The organism is Pseudofrankia saprophytica, assembly GCF_000235425.2.
In the GTDB taxonomy this organism is placed as follows: Bacteria; Actinomycetota; Actinomycetes; order Frankiales; family Frankiaceae; genus Pseudofrankia; species Pseudofrankia saprophytica.
This window is the reverse complement of sequence record NZ_KI912266.1, coordinates 2,857,671-2,871,338: the sequence shown is the minus strand read 5'-3', so window position 1 is coordinate 2,871,338 and position 13,668 is coordinate 2,857,671. Positions and strand designations below refer to the sequence as shown.

General features: G+C 75.1%; 13 protein-coding genes and 1 pseudogene. 7 read left to right on the top strand and 7 right to left on the bottom strand.

Features of this window, described 5'->3' with window-relative positions:
• Positions 1–246 precede the first annotated feature (246 nt).
• From FRCN3DRAFT_RS44100 to FRCN3DRAFT_RS0211915, 3 genes are all read left to right on the top strand, one after another.
• On the top strand, positions 247–1,251 hold the full coding sequence (locus FRCN3DRAFT_RS44100) for a M48 family metallopeptidase (RefSeq protein WP_007514481.1): 1,005 nt from the start codon (positions 247–249) through the stop codon (positions 1,249–1,251).
• A gap of 130 nt (positions 1,252–1,381) precedes the next feature.
• Positions 1,382–1,870 carry a hypothetical protein gene (locus tag FRCN3DRAFT_RS0211920; protein ID WP_007514479.1) on the top strand — a complete coding sequence of 163 codons (489 nt, stop codon included), beginning with the start codon at positions 1,382–1,384 and terminating at the stop codon, positions 1,868–1,870.
• 88 nt (positions 1,871–1,958) lie between these two features.
• Positions 1,959–2,360, top strand: coding sequence for a pyridoxamine 5'-phosphate oxidase family protein (locus FRCN3DRAFT_RS0211915; protein ID WP_007514478.1), 402 nt, complete (start codon positions 1,959–1,961; stop codon positions 2,358–2,360).
• Positions 2,361–2,465: 105 nt separating this feature from the next.
• Here the strand turns inward: FRCN3DRAFT_RS0211915 and gabT are convergent, their stop codons facing one another.
• The 5 genes from gabT to FRCN3DRAFT_RS0211890 form a co-directional block, all read right to left on the bottom strand.
• Positions 2,466–3,890, bottom strand: a complete 1,425-nt coding sequence (gene gabT / locus FRCN3DRAFT_RS0211910) for a 4-aminobutyrate--2-oxoglutarate transaminase (RefSeq protein ID WP_083401762.1) — start codon at positions 3,888–3,890, stop codon at positions 2,466–2,468.
• A 178-nt stretch (positions 3,891–4,068) separates the two neighbouring features.
• Positions 4,069–4,830 (bottom strand): 3-oxoacyl-ACP reductase FabG, encoded by a 762-nt coding sequence (gene fabG, locus FRCN3DRAFT_RS0211905; protein ID WP_007514476.1) that lies wholly within the window; start codon positions 4,828–4,830, stop codon positions 4,069–4,071.
• A 168-nt stretch (positions 4,831–4,998) separates the two neighbouring features.
• Positions 4,999–5,838, bottom strand: coding sequence for a GNAT family N-acetyltransferase (locus FRCN3DRAFT_RS44095; RefSeq protein ID WP_084174238.1), 840 nt, complete (start codon positions 5,836–5,838; stop codon positions 4,999–5,001).
• 136 nt (positions 5,839–5,974) lie between these two features.
• Positions 5,975–7,345: a DUF1501 domain-containing protein gene (locus FRCN3DRAFT_RS0211895; protein ID WP_007514474.1), complete on the bottom strand. Its 1,371-nt coding sequence runs from the start codon at positions 7,343–7,345 to the stop codon at positions 5,975–5,977.
• A 77-nt stretch (positions 7,346–7,422) separates the two neighbouring features.
• Positions 7,423–8,853 carry a DUF1800 domain-containing protein gene (locus tag FRCN3DRAFT_RS0211890; protein WP_007514473.1) on the bottom strand — a complete coding sequence of 477 codons (1,431 nt, stop codon included), beginning with the start codon at positions 8,851–8,853 and terminating at the stop codon, positions 7,423–7,425.
• A 205-nt stretch (positions 8,854–9,058) separates the two neighbouring features.
• Between FRCN3DRAFT_RS0211890 and FRCN3DRAFT_RS0211885 the strand changes: the two genes are divergently transcribed.
• Genes FRCN3DRAFT_RS0211885 through FRCN3DRAFT_RS0211870 form a run of 4 tightly spaced genes read left to right on the top strand, consistent with a single transcriptional unit; the run spans position 9,059 to position 13,127 of the window.
• Positions 9,059–9,808: a response regulator transcription factor gene (locus tag FRCN3DRAFT_RS0211885; protein ID WP_007514472.1), complete on the top strand. Its 750-nt coding sequence runs from the start codon at positions 9,059–9,061 to the stop codon at positions 9,806–9,808.
• Positions 9,801–11,441, top strand: a complete 1,641-nt coding sequence (locus FRCN3DRAFT_RS0211880; protein ID WP_007514471.1) for a sensor histidine kinase — start codon at positions 9,801–9,803, stop codon at positions 11,439–11,441. The genes FRCN3DRAFT_RS0211885 and FRCN3DRAFT_RS0211880 overlap by 8 nt, the downstream gene beginning before the upstream one ends.
• Positions 11,438–12,076 carry a GPP34 family phosphoprotein gene (locus FRCN3DRAFT_RS0211875; protein ID WP_007514470.1) on the top strand — a complete coding sequence of 213 codons (639 nt, stop codon included), beginning with the start codon at positions 11,438–11,440 and terminating at the stop codon, positions 12,074–12,076. The genes FRCN3DRAFT_RS0211880 and FRCN3DRAFT_RS0211875 overlap by 4 nt, the downstream gene beginning before the upstream one ends.
• Entirely contained in the window at positions 12,069–13,127 is a 1,059-nt protein-coding gene (locus tag FRCN3DRAFT_RS0211870) for an oxygenase MpaB family protein (protein ID WP_007514469.1), read from the top strand. Before FRCN3DRAFT_RS0211875 ends, FRCN3DRAFT_RS0211870 begins: the two co-directional genes overlap by 8 nt.
• Here FRCN3DRAFT_RS0211870 and FRCN3DRAFT_RS0211865 read toward each other — a convergent pair.
• Both FRCN3DRAFT_RS0211865 and FRCN3DRAFT_RS44090 read right to left on the bottom strand, forming a co-directional pair.
• Positions 13,115–13,360 (bottom strand): DUF2630 family protein, encoded by a 246-nt coding sequence (locus FRCN3DRAFT_RS0211865; protein WP_007514468.1) that lies wholly within the window; start codon positions 13,358–13,360, stop codon positions 13,115–13,117. The genes FRCN3DRAFT_RS0211870 and FRCN3DRAFT_RS0211865 overlap by 13 nt on opposite strands.
• A gap of 51 nt (positions 13,361–13,411) precedes the next feature.
• A pseudogene (locus FRCN3DRAFT_RS44090) lies at positions 13,412–13,668 on the bottom strand (hypothetical protein); the annotation flags it as partial.

Genomic DNA, 13,668 nt, shown 5'->3' with positions numbered 1-13,668 from the left:
CTGACGCTAGAACTCAGCACCGAGATCGTGTCGCCTCGGCGGAGTGGGCGGGCTCACCCGGGCTGACAGGTGGACGACAGATCGAGACTTGCCCGACCATCGCAGGATCTACACCGTCTGAAGTAGCCTCCTGCCACCGGGGCCACACCCAGTGCCACGGCGACATGGCGCGCATGCCTTCCCGCGGGCCCTGACCAGCACCCGGCCGCGGCGAGCGGCCGGCGCATGCCAGGAACAGGGGCAGCAATGGACCAGCCCAGCTTCACCAAACCCGCGGGTACCGGCTCCGGCACGTTCCGCGGAACGCGGGTGCACCTCACCGGGCTCGACGCGGATCTCTTCCGCCACCCGCTCGACCGGCAGGCCACCAACAACCTCAAGCGCGTGCCCGGGTTCGACAAGGCGGTCGCGAAGTTCATCGAGTGGGGCGTCGAGCGGATCGAGTACGTCGAGCACACCGCGTCGGGCGTACGGGTCGGCCCCCGGCAGCTGCCCCGCGTCCACGGCCTGCTGCGTGAGGCCTGCGCGGTGCTCGACCTCCCCGAACCCGAGCTCTACGTCCGCCAGGGGCCCCCGAACGCCTACACGTCGGGGCACAACCACCCGTACATCGTGCTGTTCACCGAGCTGATCGACCTCATGTCCGAGGACGAGCTCCTCGGCGTCCTCAGCCACGAGGCCGGGCACATCAAGTGCGGCCATGTCCTCTACAAGACGATGGCGCGGGTGTTCGGCGGCGCGGCGAGCGCGGGGATGCGGCGGGTGAACCCGATGACGGTCGCCGTCGGGCTGGGCATCCGCGCGGCGCTGACGAGCTGGGACCGCGCGTCGGAGTTCACCGCCGACCGCGCCGCGATGCTGGCCACCCAGGACCTCGACGCCTGCGTCGGGATGATGATGAAGCTCGCCGGCGGCGTCCGGTCCGACGAGATGAGCACGGCCGCGTTCCTCGAACAGGCCCAGCACCTGGACGTCCTCGCGGGCGAGAGCAGGATCTCCCGGCTTCACCGTTTCCAGCTGCGCGTCGGCAGCGGCCATCCGCTCGTCGTCGAGCGTGCCCGCCGCTTCCAGGAGTGGATCACCAGCGGTGAGCCCGGCGACATCGTGGCCCGGTACGCCGCGGCCGCGGCTACTGTCCCTGTCCAGTCCTCCGCCACCGCCACCGCCACCGCCGCCGCCACCGAGGCCACAGTCCCGGCTCAGGCCACGATCCCCACCCAGCCCGTCGTCGGCTCCGACGGCCGGTACTGATCACCGTTGGCGTAGCGGAACCGGCGTCCGGCAAGGGCGGCCCAGCTGGCGACGGCGCGGGCACCGCCTCACTGCCCGGGGCGGACGGGATGGACGAGTATGGCCGCATGCGACGAGCGGGGCGTCACCGATGACCATGGCCGGCCTGCCGCCGGAAGGCCGGGAGCTGGCGCGGGCGGTCACGGCCCTGGTCGACGCGGCCCGGCGGGGGGACGCGGCCGCGCTGCGGGCGGCGTGCGAACAGCTGCGCGCCCGGGACGAGACCGTCGCCCGGGACCTGCTGCACCGGCTGACGCTGGGCCTGGTCGAGCGGGCCTACCCCGACGGCCTCGACGGCGACGACGTCCGCGGGCTGTTCGACGAGGTCATCCGCCAGGCGTCGCCGTGGCTGGCGGGACCCGGGCTCGACCCGTACGCGGTCCTCGTCGTGCTCGCCGGCACGCTGTCCGTCCACCCGCCCGACGACGCGCCGAGGCCGAGCCTCGCCCCGGACGCCCTGCCGGTCGCCTGCGCCCTCGTCGTCGACCTCCTGCTCGCCCGCCTGGGTTCCCGGCTGCCCGCCGAGCTGGCCCGCGCCTTCGACGAGCTGCGCACCGCCCAGACGATGGAGATCCCCTGACCCTGTGGATTGGCCGTCATCGGAAAGGTGCCGTGTGGCGACGGGTCCTCGGCACCGCCGCGCGGCGGGGCCCGGCAAGACTGGGCGCATGGCTGACACTCTGGTCGTCCCGGAAACGCACCGGGACCTGTTCACGGGCACCACGTTCCTGCTGAGCACGCTGAACGCGGACGGTTCCATCCAGACGACCGCGATCTGGGGCCTGGTGGGCGAGGACGGTGTCGTTCGGACCTCGCTGTCGAAGAACCGTCACAAGTACCGGAACATGGTGGCGCGCCCGACGGCGACCGTCTTCGCGATCTCCCCGTCGAACCCGTACCACACGGCGGAGATCCGCGCTCAGGCGATCATCGAGGAGGACGTGGACAAGTCCTTCCTGACCACGATGCTCGCCAGCTATGGCCGGACGCTGGCGGACTTCGGCGCCCCCGGCCTCGAGCCCCGGGTCGCCGTGACCTTCCGGCCGACCCGGATCGTCCTCCTCGGCTGACCGCCTCGCCAGACCGCTACGAGCGCCGGGCCCATCGGGCCCACCGGGGCCGCCGGGGCCGCCGGAGCGGCCGAGACGGCCGGACAGCCGGACGGGCAGGACCGGTCAGGGGGCGAGGGTCTCGAGGGCGTCGGTGAGGACGGCGATGCCGTCGTCGAGGAGGTCGTCGCCGATCGCGAGCGGCGGCAGCAGGCGCAGGACGTTGCCGTCGGTGCCGCAGGTGAGGACCACGACGCCCTGCTCGTGGCAGCGCCGGGCGACGCGGCCGGTCGCGGCGGCGTCCGGCTCGCCGGTGCCCGGGTCGACGATCTCGACGGCGAGCATCGCGCCCCGGCCGCGGACCTCGCCGATGGCCGGCACCCGCTCCGCGACGGAGCGCAGGCGGGGCAGCACCCGCTCGCCGATCGTCCGGGCCCGCGCCACGAGCCCGTCGCGCTCGATGGTCTCGATGGCGCCGAGGGCGGCGGCGCAGGCCAGCGGGTTGCCGCCGTAGGTGCCGCCGAGGCCGCCAGGGTGGGCGGACTCCATGATCTCGGCACGGCCGGTGACGGCGGACAGCGGCAGGCCGCCGGCCATGCCCTTGGCGGTGGCGACGAGGTCCGGGATGACCGCCTCGTGCTCGCAGGCGAACATCGCGCCGGTGCGCGCGAAGCCGGTCTGTACCTCGTCGGCGATGAACACGGCGCCATTCGCGCGCGACCAGTCCGCGAGCGCCGGCAGGAAGCCCTCGGCGGGGACGACGAAGCCGCCCTCGCCCTGGACCGGCTCGATGAGGACGGCGGCGACGTTGGCGGCGCCGACCTGGCTCTCGATGATCCCGATCGCGCGGGCGGCGGCCTCGGGGCCGGTCAGGCCGTCGCGGAACGGGTAGGACAGCGGCACCCGGTAGATCTCGGGCGCGAACGGGCCGAAGCCGTTCTTGTAGGGGTGGTTCTTGGCGGTCAGGGCCATCGTCAGGTTGGTGCGGCCGTGGTAGGCGTGGTCGAAGACGATCACGGCCTGGCGGCGGGTGTGAATCCGGGCGATCTTGACGGCGTTCTCGACGGCCTCGGCGCCCGAGTTGAACAGCGCCGAGCGCTTGTCGTGGTCACCCGGGGTGAGGCGGGCCAGCTGCTCGCAGACCGCGACGTAGCCCTCATAAGGCGTGATCATGAAGCAGGTGTGGGTGAACGCCTGGACCTGCGCGATCACGTTGTCGACGACCCGCGGGGCGCTGTTGCCGACGGTGGTGACGGCGATCCCGGAACCGAGGTCGATCAGCGAGTTCCCGTCGACGTCGACCAGGATCCCGCCGCCCGCCGCGGTGACGAACACCGGAAGGGCGATCGACACGCCCCGCGCGACGGCGGCGTCCCGGCGCGCCAGCAGCTCCCGCGACCGCGGCCCCGGCAGCTCGGTGACCAGGTGCCGCCGCTGCGGCAGCCCCGGCCCGCCGACCACGGGCGCCCCGGCCAGGTCCCCCGGTCCGCCGACTCCGTTCGCGTCCGAAGCTGAGCCGATGGGGGCGGCGGGGCCGGCGATCGTCGTCATGTCCCAACGGTAGGCCGCCTTAGGCCTCGCCACCGCCCTCTCGCCGCACCCCTCTGCCCGAACGTGCGAGCCGTTCATGATCTGGTGGGATCTTCGGAGCTCCTGCTCCCAGGATTCCACCAGATCATGAAATGCGCCCTCAGGCCCTCCGGCCCTCAGGCCGTCGGGCCGTCGGGCCTCAGGCCTTCGGGCCGCCGGCGACGTAGAGGACCTGGCCGGAGACGAAGCCGGCGCCCTCGCTGACGAAGAACGAGACGGCGTGGGCGATGTCGGCCGGCTGGCCGACGCGGGCGACCGGGATCTCCCTGGCGCGGCGGGCCTCGTAGGTCTCCCAGGTCTCGCCGAGGCGCTCGGCGGTCGCGTGGGTCATCTCACTCTCGATGAGGCCAGGGGCGACGACGTTGGCGGTGACGCCGAACTTGCCGAGCTCGACCGCCAGCGTCTTGGTGAAGCCCTGCATGCCGGCCTTGGCGGCCGAGTAGTTGACCTGGCCGCGGTTACCGAGCGCCGACGTGCTGGAGAGGTTGACGATCCGGCCCCACTTGGCGTCGACCATGTGCTTCTGGCAGGCCTTCGTCATCAGGAACGCGCCGCGCAGGTGCACGGCCATGACGAGGTCCCACTCGGCCTCGGGCATCTTGAAGATGAGGTTGTCTCGGGTGATGCCCGCGTTGTTGACGAGGATCGTCGGCGGCCCGAGCTCGGCGACGACCTTGGCGACACCGGCCTCGACCTGCGCGGAGTTGCTCACGTCCGCGCCGACGCCGATCGCCTTGCCGCCCGCCGCGACGATCTGGTCGACGACCGGCTTCGTGGCCTGCTCCTCGAGGTCCAGCACGGCGACGGCGTAGCCGTCCTCGGCCAGCCGCAGGGCAGTCGCGGCACCCAGGCCACGGGCCGCGCCGGTCACGATCGCCACCTTCTGGGCGGACTCCGTCATGCTTGCGTTCTCCCGTCTCTCGGCGGGGCCGGGCCGAGTTCCGCGGCCGGACCGCTGCCTGTCATCACCGCCATACTGCCGGTCCGCGCCCACCTCGGTCGTCCCGAACCGGCGGATCTCACGTCCAGGCCGGCCGGCTCTGGGCAGGGCCTCGCGCTGTCGTGCCCGTCAGCCACACTCGCCGGGGCGGACGAAGGGCTCGTCGTCGTCCACCCAGCCACCGGGCTCGTCGGCGCGGGGTTCCGGCACGGCGGGCTCGGGGAGGCGGGGCGCCTCGACGAAGCGGAAGACGGTGGTGGCGCGCAGCTCGAAGCCGAGGTGCTCGTACAGGCGGATGGCCGTCGAGTTCGTGGCCGCCGCGTGCAGGATCGGGGTCTCGCCGCGGGCGCGGATCCCGGCGGCGACGGCACCCATCAGCCGGGTCGCGAGACCGCGGCCCTGATAGGCGGGGTCGGTGCAGACGGCGCTGATCTCGGTCATGCCGGGGATCCGCAGCCGCTCCCCCGCCATCGCGACCAGCGCGTCGCCGTCGAAGACGCCGAGGTAGCTGCCGAGCTCGATCGTCCGCCGCAGGTACGGGCCGGGGCGGGTGCGGGCGACCAGGTCGAGCATCGCGGGCACGTCGCCCGGGCCGAGCGGCCGGGCCTCGGGCTCGGGGGCGCCGGCGAACGCGTCGGTCGCGACCATCTGGACGAGGCCGAGCACCTCGACCGACCGCCAGCCGGCCGGCGGCTCCTCCTCGACGAAGAACAGCACCGCCGGGCCGCCGGGGCCGACGAGCGCGGCCAGGTCGTCCCACGCCCACCGGCCCGGCCCGCCGGCCATCGCCGCGAACGGCGTGACGTCGGTCTGGAACCGCGCCGCCTGCCCGGCCCGCTCGGCGAACCTCGCCTGCGGCCCGGTCAGCGCCGCCCAGATCACGTTGTCCAGCGGACCGCCGCCATCCCCCGACGACTCCGGCTCGGCCTTCTCCGGCAGAACCCGCGTCGACTCCGTCACCGCGCCCATCCCTCCGCCCGCGCCAGCACCCAGGGAGGTGGGCGCCGGCCTCGCCCACCAGCCACCCTATGGCGCGCGACGGAAGCGGCTAACCCGATTTGCCCGTCGTCTCGCCGACCAGCGCCCAGGGCGATACCCGTGGGGATCAGAGGAAGGCGAGGCGGGGGAAGCGCTCCTGGGAACCGAGGACGACGCCGGCGTCGGTTCCCAGGACGCGCTCCAGGAGGGTGGCGTAGACGGAGCGGAAGTCGGTGGTGAACCTCAGGTCGCCGTCGTCCAGGTCGGTCAGGCTTGGGGCGTCGCCGTGGAAGCCGCCGTGGACGTTCGTGCCGAGGACGAGGACGGGGGCGGCGGTGCCGTGGTCGGTGCCGTCGTTGGCGTTGGCCGCGACCCGCCGGCCGAACTCCGAGTAGACGACCGTCGTCACCGCCGTCCCGTGCGGGTTGCCGGCGACGGCGGTCTGGAAGCGGGTCAGGGCGGCGTCCAGCTCGCCGAGCAGCTTCGCCTGGGTCGCCTTCTCCAGGATGTGGGTGTCGAAGCCGCCGAGGTTGACCGAGTAGGCCCTGGTCGGCACGCCGGCGCGGATGCAGGCGGCGACGACGTCGAGTTGCGCCCCCAGCTCGCCGGCCTTGGCCGCGCTCGGCGCGGCGGACGCCGCCGGCGACGTCGCCATGCCGGTGGCCGGGGCCGCGGTGGCGGCGTCGCCCCCACCGGCGTCGAGCTGGCCGGTCGGGCCCTGGTCCTGGTCCGCCTGATTCGCGAGCACCGGGCTGAGCGCGCCCGCGACGGTGAACAGGTCCGCGCCGGACGACGCGACCCGGGCGGCGAGCGGGCCATCCGCCGGATCGGGGCGGTAAAGCTGGCGCAGCTCCTGGCCGATCGCGCCGCCGGGCGCGGTGAACGGGCCGGTGGGGACGGCCGCGGCGGCCGTCGTCGCGCCGATGACCAGTGGCGCGAGCGTCGGGCCGACGGAGACCGCCCGCAGGGCGGCGGGGCTGCCGGGCGCCGACGAACCTCCCGACGAGCCCGAAGCCGGGGAACCGCCCGCCGAGGTGCCGGTCTGGGCGTCGAGCCAGCGGCCGAGCCATCCGGTCGTCGACGTGGTGCCCGGGGAGGCCGTCTGCCAGATCGCCATCGACCGGAAATGGCTGTGGTCCGGCTTGGGATAGCCGACGCCGCGGACGATCGCCAGGCGATGGTCGTCCCACAGCTTGCGCAGCCCGGTCATGGCGGGGTGCAGCGCGAAGCCGTCGGTGAGCGGCAGCGCCTGCTCGGCGGAGTAGGCCAGCTCGCCGCGGGCCGCCCGGTAGGCCGGGTCCTCGACAGGGATGACCATGTTCAGCCCGTCGTTGCCGCCGTAGAGGGTGACGACGACGAGGACACCGCCGCCGGCCAGTGGCTCCTCGGCGGCGCCGTGGTGGAGCTCCCGGTAGGACACGACCCCGGCGGCGCTGGCCGCGGCGAGCCCGCCGGTCACCCCGGACGCGATCAGAAACCGGCGCCGGTCGAACGGCATCGGCCCTCCTCCTTGTTGCTACTGCCTGGTCCCGGGCCTCGTGGACTTCCGGGATCGCTGGGCTTCCAGGGCGGGTCTCAGACGGTCAGGTACTCGGGCGAGCACAGGGCGAGCGCGACGAGGCGGCCCGGGTTGCCCCCGGCGCCGGCCATCGCCTCGCGGGTGCGGGCGGTCCAGCCGTCGAGGGACAGCAGGTGGGCGACGGCGTCCGGCCGGCCGGCGGCCGGCTCGTCCGCGATCACCGCCAGGTTCGCCGCCGCGGCCGCCGCCGTGGCGAACCTGGTCCGCACCTGGGTGGAAGCCGTCGTCAGCCAGGCCGCGTTCTCGGGCCAACCGCCGACACTCGGTGGCTGGAACGGCACCTGGCCAAGGCCGGCAAGCGCCGCCAGCACGACGCGCTGCGGCAGCGCGCCGCTGCCAGCCGCGACGCCGGCCCCACCGCCAGCCGCACTGCCGGCCCCACCGCCAGCCGCACTGCCGGCTCCACCGCCGGCCGCGGCACCGGTGGCGGCGCCGGCCGAGCCGCTGGCGGTCGGCGTCACCCGCAGGCCGAGCGCCCGCAGCGTCGTGACGACGTACTCGACCGGCTGGGCGACGAGCTTGCCGCGGGTCGCGAGGAAGGCGGGCGAGCGCAGCATCGCCGCCGCGGCGGCTCCGATGTCGAGCGTCGAGCCGTACGCCGCCAGCATCGCGTCCGCCGCCGGGTTCGCGTCCGGCGCGACGGGCGCGGCGAACCGGCTGAACAGCCGGGAGCAGACCCAGCGGGGCGACGCCGGCTGATGGGTGACCAGGGCGACGACGTCCTCACCGCCGAGGTTGCCCGTTCTGCCGAGCACCGTCTTCGTCCCGTCGTCGTGCTGCTTCGCGGCCAGCTGGAACCCGGTACGGCTCGCGTCCACCCGCCAGCCGGTGAAGGCTCGCGCCGCCTCCCGGACGTCGGTCTCGGTGTAGTTGCCGATGCCGAGGGTGAACAGCTCCATCAGTTCCCGGGCGAAGTTCTCGTTCGGGTGCTCCTTGCGGTTCTGCCCGGCGTCGAGCCAGGCCAGCATCGCCGGGTCCCGGGCGACCGCGAGGGTGAGCGCGTCGAACGGTCCGGTCCCGGAGTGCCGGAAGATCTCGTTCTGCGCGAGCATCGCCGCCGCCACCCGCACCTTGGTGATCGACGTCGCGAAGTGCCCGTGCCAGAAGAACGTGAGCTTCTCGGTGAACGGGTCGGCGGTGGCGACCATCCGGCGCACCCACCAACCGGTCAGCTCGGTGCCCTGCTCACGCACCATCTGCGCGTAGGTCGACCGCGTCTGGCCGTCCGCGCCGGCGAGCCGGGGCAGCGGGGCGAACGTCGGCGGCGGCTCCGGATCCGCCCCGGCGCCGGGGCGGGCGCCCGCGCCGAGCAGGGCTTCGACTGCGGCGTCGTACCCGCCGGCCACGGCGGCGTCGAGCTGCGCGGGGCTCGCGCCGAACCCGGCCCGCCGGTAGAGGAACGCGAGATCGGAACGCGCGGTGGCCATGGACAGACCGTCCCAGTGGACCGTCAGCGCGCCGTGGCCGCCATGTTCGAGAACGGTAAGACAATCCGGCCGGTACCTGGGCGGGGTCGGCGCGGGGCGCGCGGCGCCGCAGACTGGACGGGTGGGAAACCTCCCGACGCCGCCGTCGCCCGCCGTCCGGCCGGCACCGCCCGCCGCGCCCGCACCAGTGCCCCCGATGCCTTCGATGGCCTCGACGCCCGCGATGTCCTCGGCGCCCGGGCACGCCGCGGAGGTGGCGGGCGCGGCGGCGCGGCGATCGTCGGGGCTCGTGCTGGTGGTCGAGGACGAGCCGCACATCTGCGACCTGATCCGGCTGTACCTGACCAGGGAGGGGTTCGGCGTCGAGGTCCGCCACGACGGCGCGGCGGGGCTCGCGGCGGCCCGGGTGCTCGCCCCGGTCGCGATCGTCCTGGACATCCGGCTGCCGGGGCTGGACGGCCGCGACGTGGTGCGGGCGCTGCGCGCCGACGACGACTGGACACCGGTCCTGTTCGTCACGGCGCGAGACGACGAGGTCGACCGCATCCTCGGCCTGGAGCTCGGCGCGGACGACTACCTGGTCAAGCCGTTCTCCCCCCGCGAGCTGGTGGCGCGGCTGCGGGCGGTGCTGCGCCGGGCGGGACCCCAGGCGGACCGGCCGGCGAGCCGGGTGCTGCGCGCCGGCGCCGTCGAGCTGGACCTGGACCGCCGCCTGGTACGCGCCGGCGGCGCGGCCGTCGCGCTGACCGCGACCGAGTTCGACCTGCTGGCCGCGCTGCTCACCCGCCCGGGGCTCGTCTTCACCCGGGAGCGGCTGCTCTCCCAGGTCTGGGGCTACCAGGCGGCGGCCGGGACCCGCACCGTCGACGTGCACGTCGCCCAGGTCCGTGCCAAGCTCGGCGCCGCCTCGCCGATCCGCACCGTCCGCGGCGTCGGCTACACCGCCGATGGCTAGCGCGCCGCCGTCCGGCTGGCCGGCCCGCGCCCGCCGTCGGCTCGGCCGCCGGGGCGGGCTCGGGCGGCGCTCGGCGCTGGCCACGACGCTGGTCGCGCTGCTGGCGGTGATCATCACCGGGGCGGTGTTCCTCGGGCAGCTGGGCGACGTCGGCGAGGGGCAGGCCCGCCGGGTGCTCGGCCGGCAGGCCGACCTCGTCGTCGCGCTCTACGGGCAGCCGGAGGCGACCGCCGAGCTGCGCGCCGGTGTCACCCGCGCGATCGGGTCGCAGCAGGTCAGCCTGCTGGTCCTCGGCCCGCGCGGCGCCGTGCGCACGACCATGGGCCCCATCGGGGGGCGGTGGGTGCCGGCGCTGCCGGCGGCGACGCTGCGCCGGCTCGCCGGCACCCACCGGACCGACGTCGTGCGCACCACCGCCGGCCGCCGGGTCGTCGTCGCGACCCGGCCGCTGCCCGACGGCTCGACGGTCGTCCTCGTCCAGCCGGCCTCGCAGGCCCGGGAGCTCACGTCGGCGCTGTCGCGCCGGCTGCTGGTGGCGCTGGTGATCGCGCTCGCCGTGGCGACGGCCGCGGGCCTGCTGCTCGCTCGTCTGCTGGCCCGGCCGCTGCGGGCACTAAGCGCGGCCGCGGGCGAGCTCGCCAGCGGCCGGCGCGACGTCGCGGCGCTCGCGCTGCCCGCCGGCGGCCCCGCCGAGATCGCGGAGGTGGCGGAGGCGCTCGGCGGGCTCGCCACCGCGCTCACGGTCAGCGAGGCACGCCAACGGGAGTTCCTGCTCTCGGTCTCGCACGAGCTGCGGACGCCGCTGACCGCGATCCGCGGGTTCGCCGAGGCACTCGCCGACGGCGTCACCCCGGTCGAGCGGACCCCGGACACCGGCCGGGTGATCCTCGACGAGGCGCTGCGGCTGGACCGACTCGTCCAGGACCTGCTCGACCTCGCCCGCCTCGACGCCGACGACTTCCGCGTCGAGGCCGCTCCCGTCGACCTGACGAGGTTCGTCGCCGACGCCGCCGAGGTCTGGCACCGCCGGTGCGCCGCCGAGGGCGTCGAGCTGCGGGTCGAGGTGCCGGCCGGTCCGGTCGTGGCCGTGACGGACGCGGTCCGGCTGCGCCAGATCCTCGACGGGCTCGCGGAGAACGCGCTGCGGCTGGTCCCGGCCGGCGCGCCGATCGTGCTGGCGGCCCGGGCGGAGGTCGGGGGCGGCGAACGCGCGGGGGCCGGGCTCGTGGGTGGCGAACGCGCAGGTGCCGGGCTCGCGGGCGCCGGGCTCGCGGGCGCCGGGCTCGCGGGCGCCGGACCGCTGGTCGCGGTGCTGGAGGTGCGCGACGGCGGACCGGGGCTCACCGACGACGACCTGGCCGTCGCGTTCGAGCGGTCGGCCCTCTACGAGCGCTATCGCGGCCTGCGGCCGGTCTCGACGGGGCTGGGGCTCGCGCTCGTCGCCCGACTCGCGTCCCGGCTCGGCGGGCGGGCGTACGCGACCGCCGCGCCCGAGGGGGGAGCCGCGTTCACGATCCGCCTGCCGCTCGCCGACCGGCCCGGCGCGGACGCGGGCCCGCGTCCGCGCGAGCGGCCGCCTGTCGGCGAGCTGACCACGCCGCCTGCGGTACGTCCTGGAAAGCTTTCGGGGTGAGCCTGAACCTTCCGACGTCCCTGCCCCCGCGGCTGTACCTGCTCGCGTTCAACCTGGAGAAGGGCCGGATGTACCGCGTCCCGGGCCTGGGACGGACGTTGCGCGCCGCCGCGCTGGCCCAGCTTCACCACGACGGCCTGCTCGCCGACGACCGCGGCCTCGCCGTCCTCGCCGAGGCGTCGGCGCAGATCGCCTCGCCCGCCGACGAGCTGTCCAGGCTGGTGCTCCGTCAGGTCACGGCCGAGCAGGCGCCGGGCCGGACGTGGGCGCACTGGGCCGGACACGACCGGGCGACCGCCACCCGGATCGTGCGCGAGGAGCTCGCGGCGGCCGGGTGGGTGGAGCTCGGCCCGCGACCCGACGGTCTGCCGCGACGGGGGCTCACCAGCGTGTCCGTGTCGCCGCCGGATCGGCAGACTGTTCGTGTGCTCAACCGGGAGGCGTCCAGGGCGCTGCGCGGCGAGATCGCCGACGCCGAGCTGCCCTGGGATCTGGCCGCGCTGGTCGCGCTCGCCGCCGCTGGCGGCGTCATCACGCTGGTCAGCGCCAGGGAACGGCGGACCTGGCCCGAACGGATCGCGGCCCTGACCGCCATGACCGGCCCACCGGCGAAGGCCCTCGCGGCACATGGCTGATGCACGATCGAAGCCGCCAGCGCCGGAGCCGCCGGAACCGGAGCCGCCAGCGCCTGAGCCGTTCGGGCCGGAGCCGCTCGGGCCGGAGTCACTGACCTGGCGCTACTTCGGGGACTGGCGGACGCTGCTGCTCGCCCCGTGGGCCGGTGCGATGCAGAACGCGCACCCGGCGCTCGGCGCCGGGGTGGCACAGCATTCGCGGTTCTTCGAGGAACGCTGGCAGCGGCTGCTGCGCTCGCTCTACCCGATCGGCGGGGTCGTCTACGACGGCCCGCGAGCCGCCGAGACCGCCCGCACCGTCCGCGACTACCACCGCGCCATCGGCGGCGTCGACGACCAGGGCCGCCGCTACCACGCTCTGGATCCGGACACCTTCTACTGGGCGCACGCCACGTTCTTCATGATCACGATCCTGACGGCCGAGCGTTTCGGCCCCGGGCTGACCGACGCGCAACGCCACCAGCTGCACGCGGAGCACGTCGCCTGGTACCGGCTCTACGGGGTGAGCATGCGCCCGGTCCCACCGGACTGGCCGAGCTTCGTGGCCTACTGGGACCGGATGTGCGCCGAGGTCCTGGAGGACACCCCGGCGGCCCGCGCCGTGCTCGACCTGCGCGAGCTCGACCGGCCGCCGGCGCTGGGATGGCTGCCGCGGCCGCTGTGGCGGGCGGCCAGGGTGCCGTTTCGCCTGCTGTTCACCTGGCTGACGGTCGGCCTGCTCCCGACGACGGTGCGCAGCCGCTTCGGGTACCGGTGGACGGCGGCCGACGAGCGGCTGTTCCGGCTGGCCTGCCGCGCCGTGCATGCCGGCTGGAGGCTGGTCCCGCCCGCCCGCCGCTTCCACCCGCGGGCGCGAGCCGGGTGGCGTCGCGCCGCCGGGACGAGCGCGGCTGACGCCCCGCCCGTCGAGACCCCGGCCCGCAACCTGCCGCCCGTGAACCGCCGCGACGACCCTCGCCACTACGTGCCCGCCGCGACGGCGCCGCCACAAGAGCGCCCTCTACGGACGCCCGCGCAGGTTGGCCGCCCGGCCATTCGCTACTGGATGTAGCCCTCGACCTGGCCGACCGGCGCCGCCTTCGCCTCGTCCGGATCGCTGCCGGCGTTACGCAGCGCCTCGCGGCGGCGCAGCAGATCCCAGCACTGGTCCAGCGACTCCTCGACGTGGCGGAGCCGCTCGAGCTCGGCCTCGGGGTCGACCTGCCCCGCCGCCCGCTGGGCGCGCAGCTCGTGCTCCTCGGCGACGAGTGCGTTGATCTGAGTGAAAATGCCCTTCTCATCCATGCCGCCACCCAACCACGCCGCTGGTGGACCTGGCCACGGCCCCGTCCGAGCTCAGACCGGGATGGAGACGGCGATCTCCGCGCCGAGGGTGAAGCCGAGGGCCAGTGGGAGGTCGTCGCCGCTCCAGAACCTGCCCGGGTCGTACCAGTTCGGCCGGCGGCCGGAGGCGAGCAGGCCCATCGCCTGGTAGGTGATCGCGACGACCTCGGCGCAGTAGGCCGTCTCCAGGGCGGGGCGGCCCCCGTCGCCCCCGCCCGCGTCGTCGTCCTCGTCGGCCGGACGCCAGTCGGCGGGGCTCGCCGCGCGGG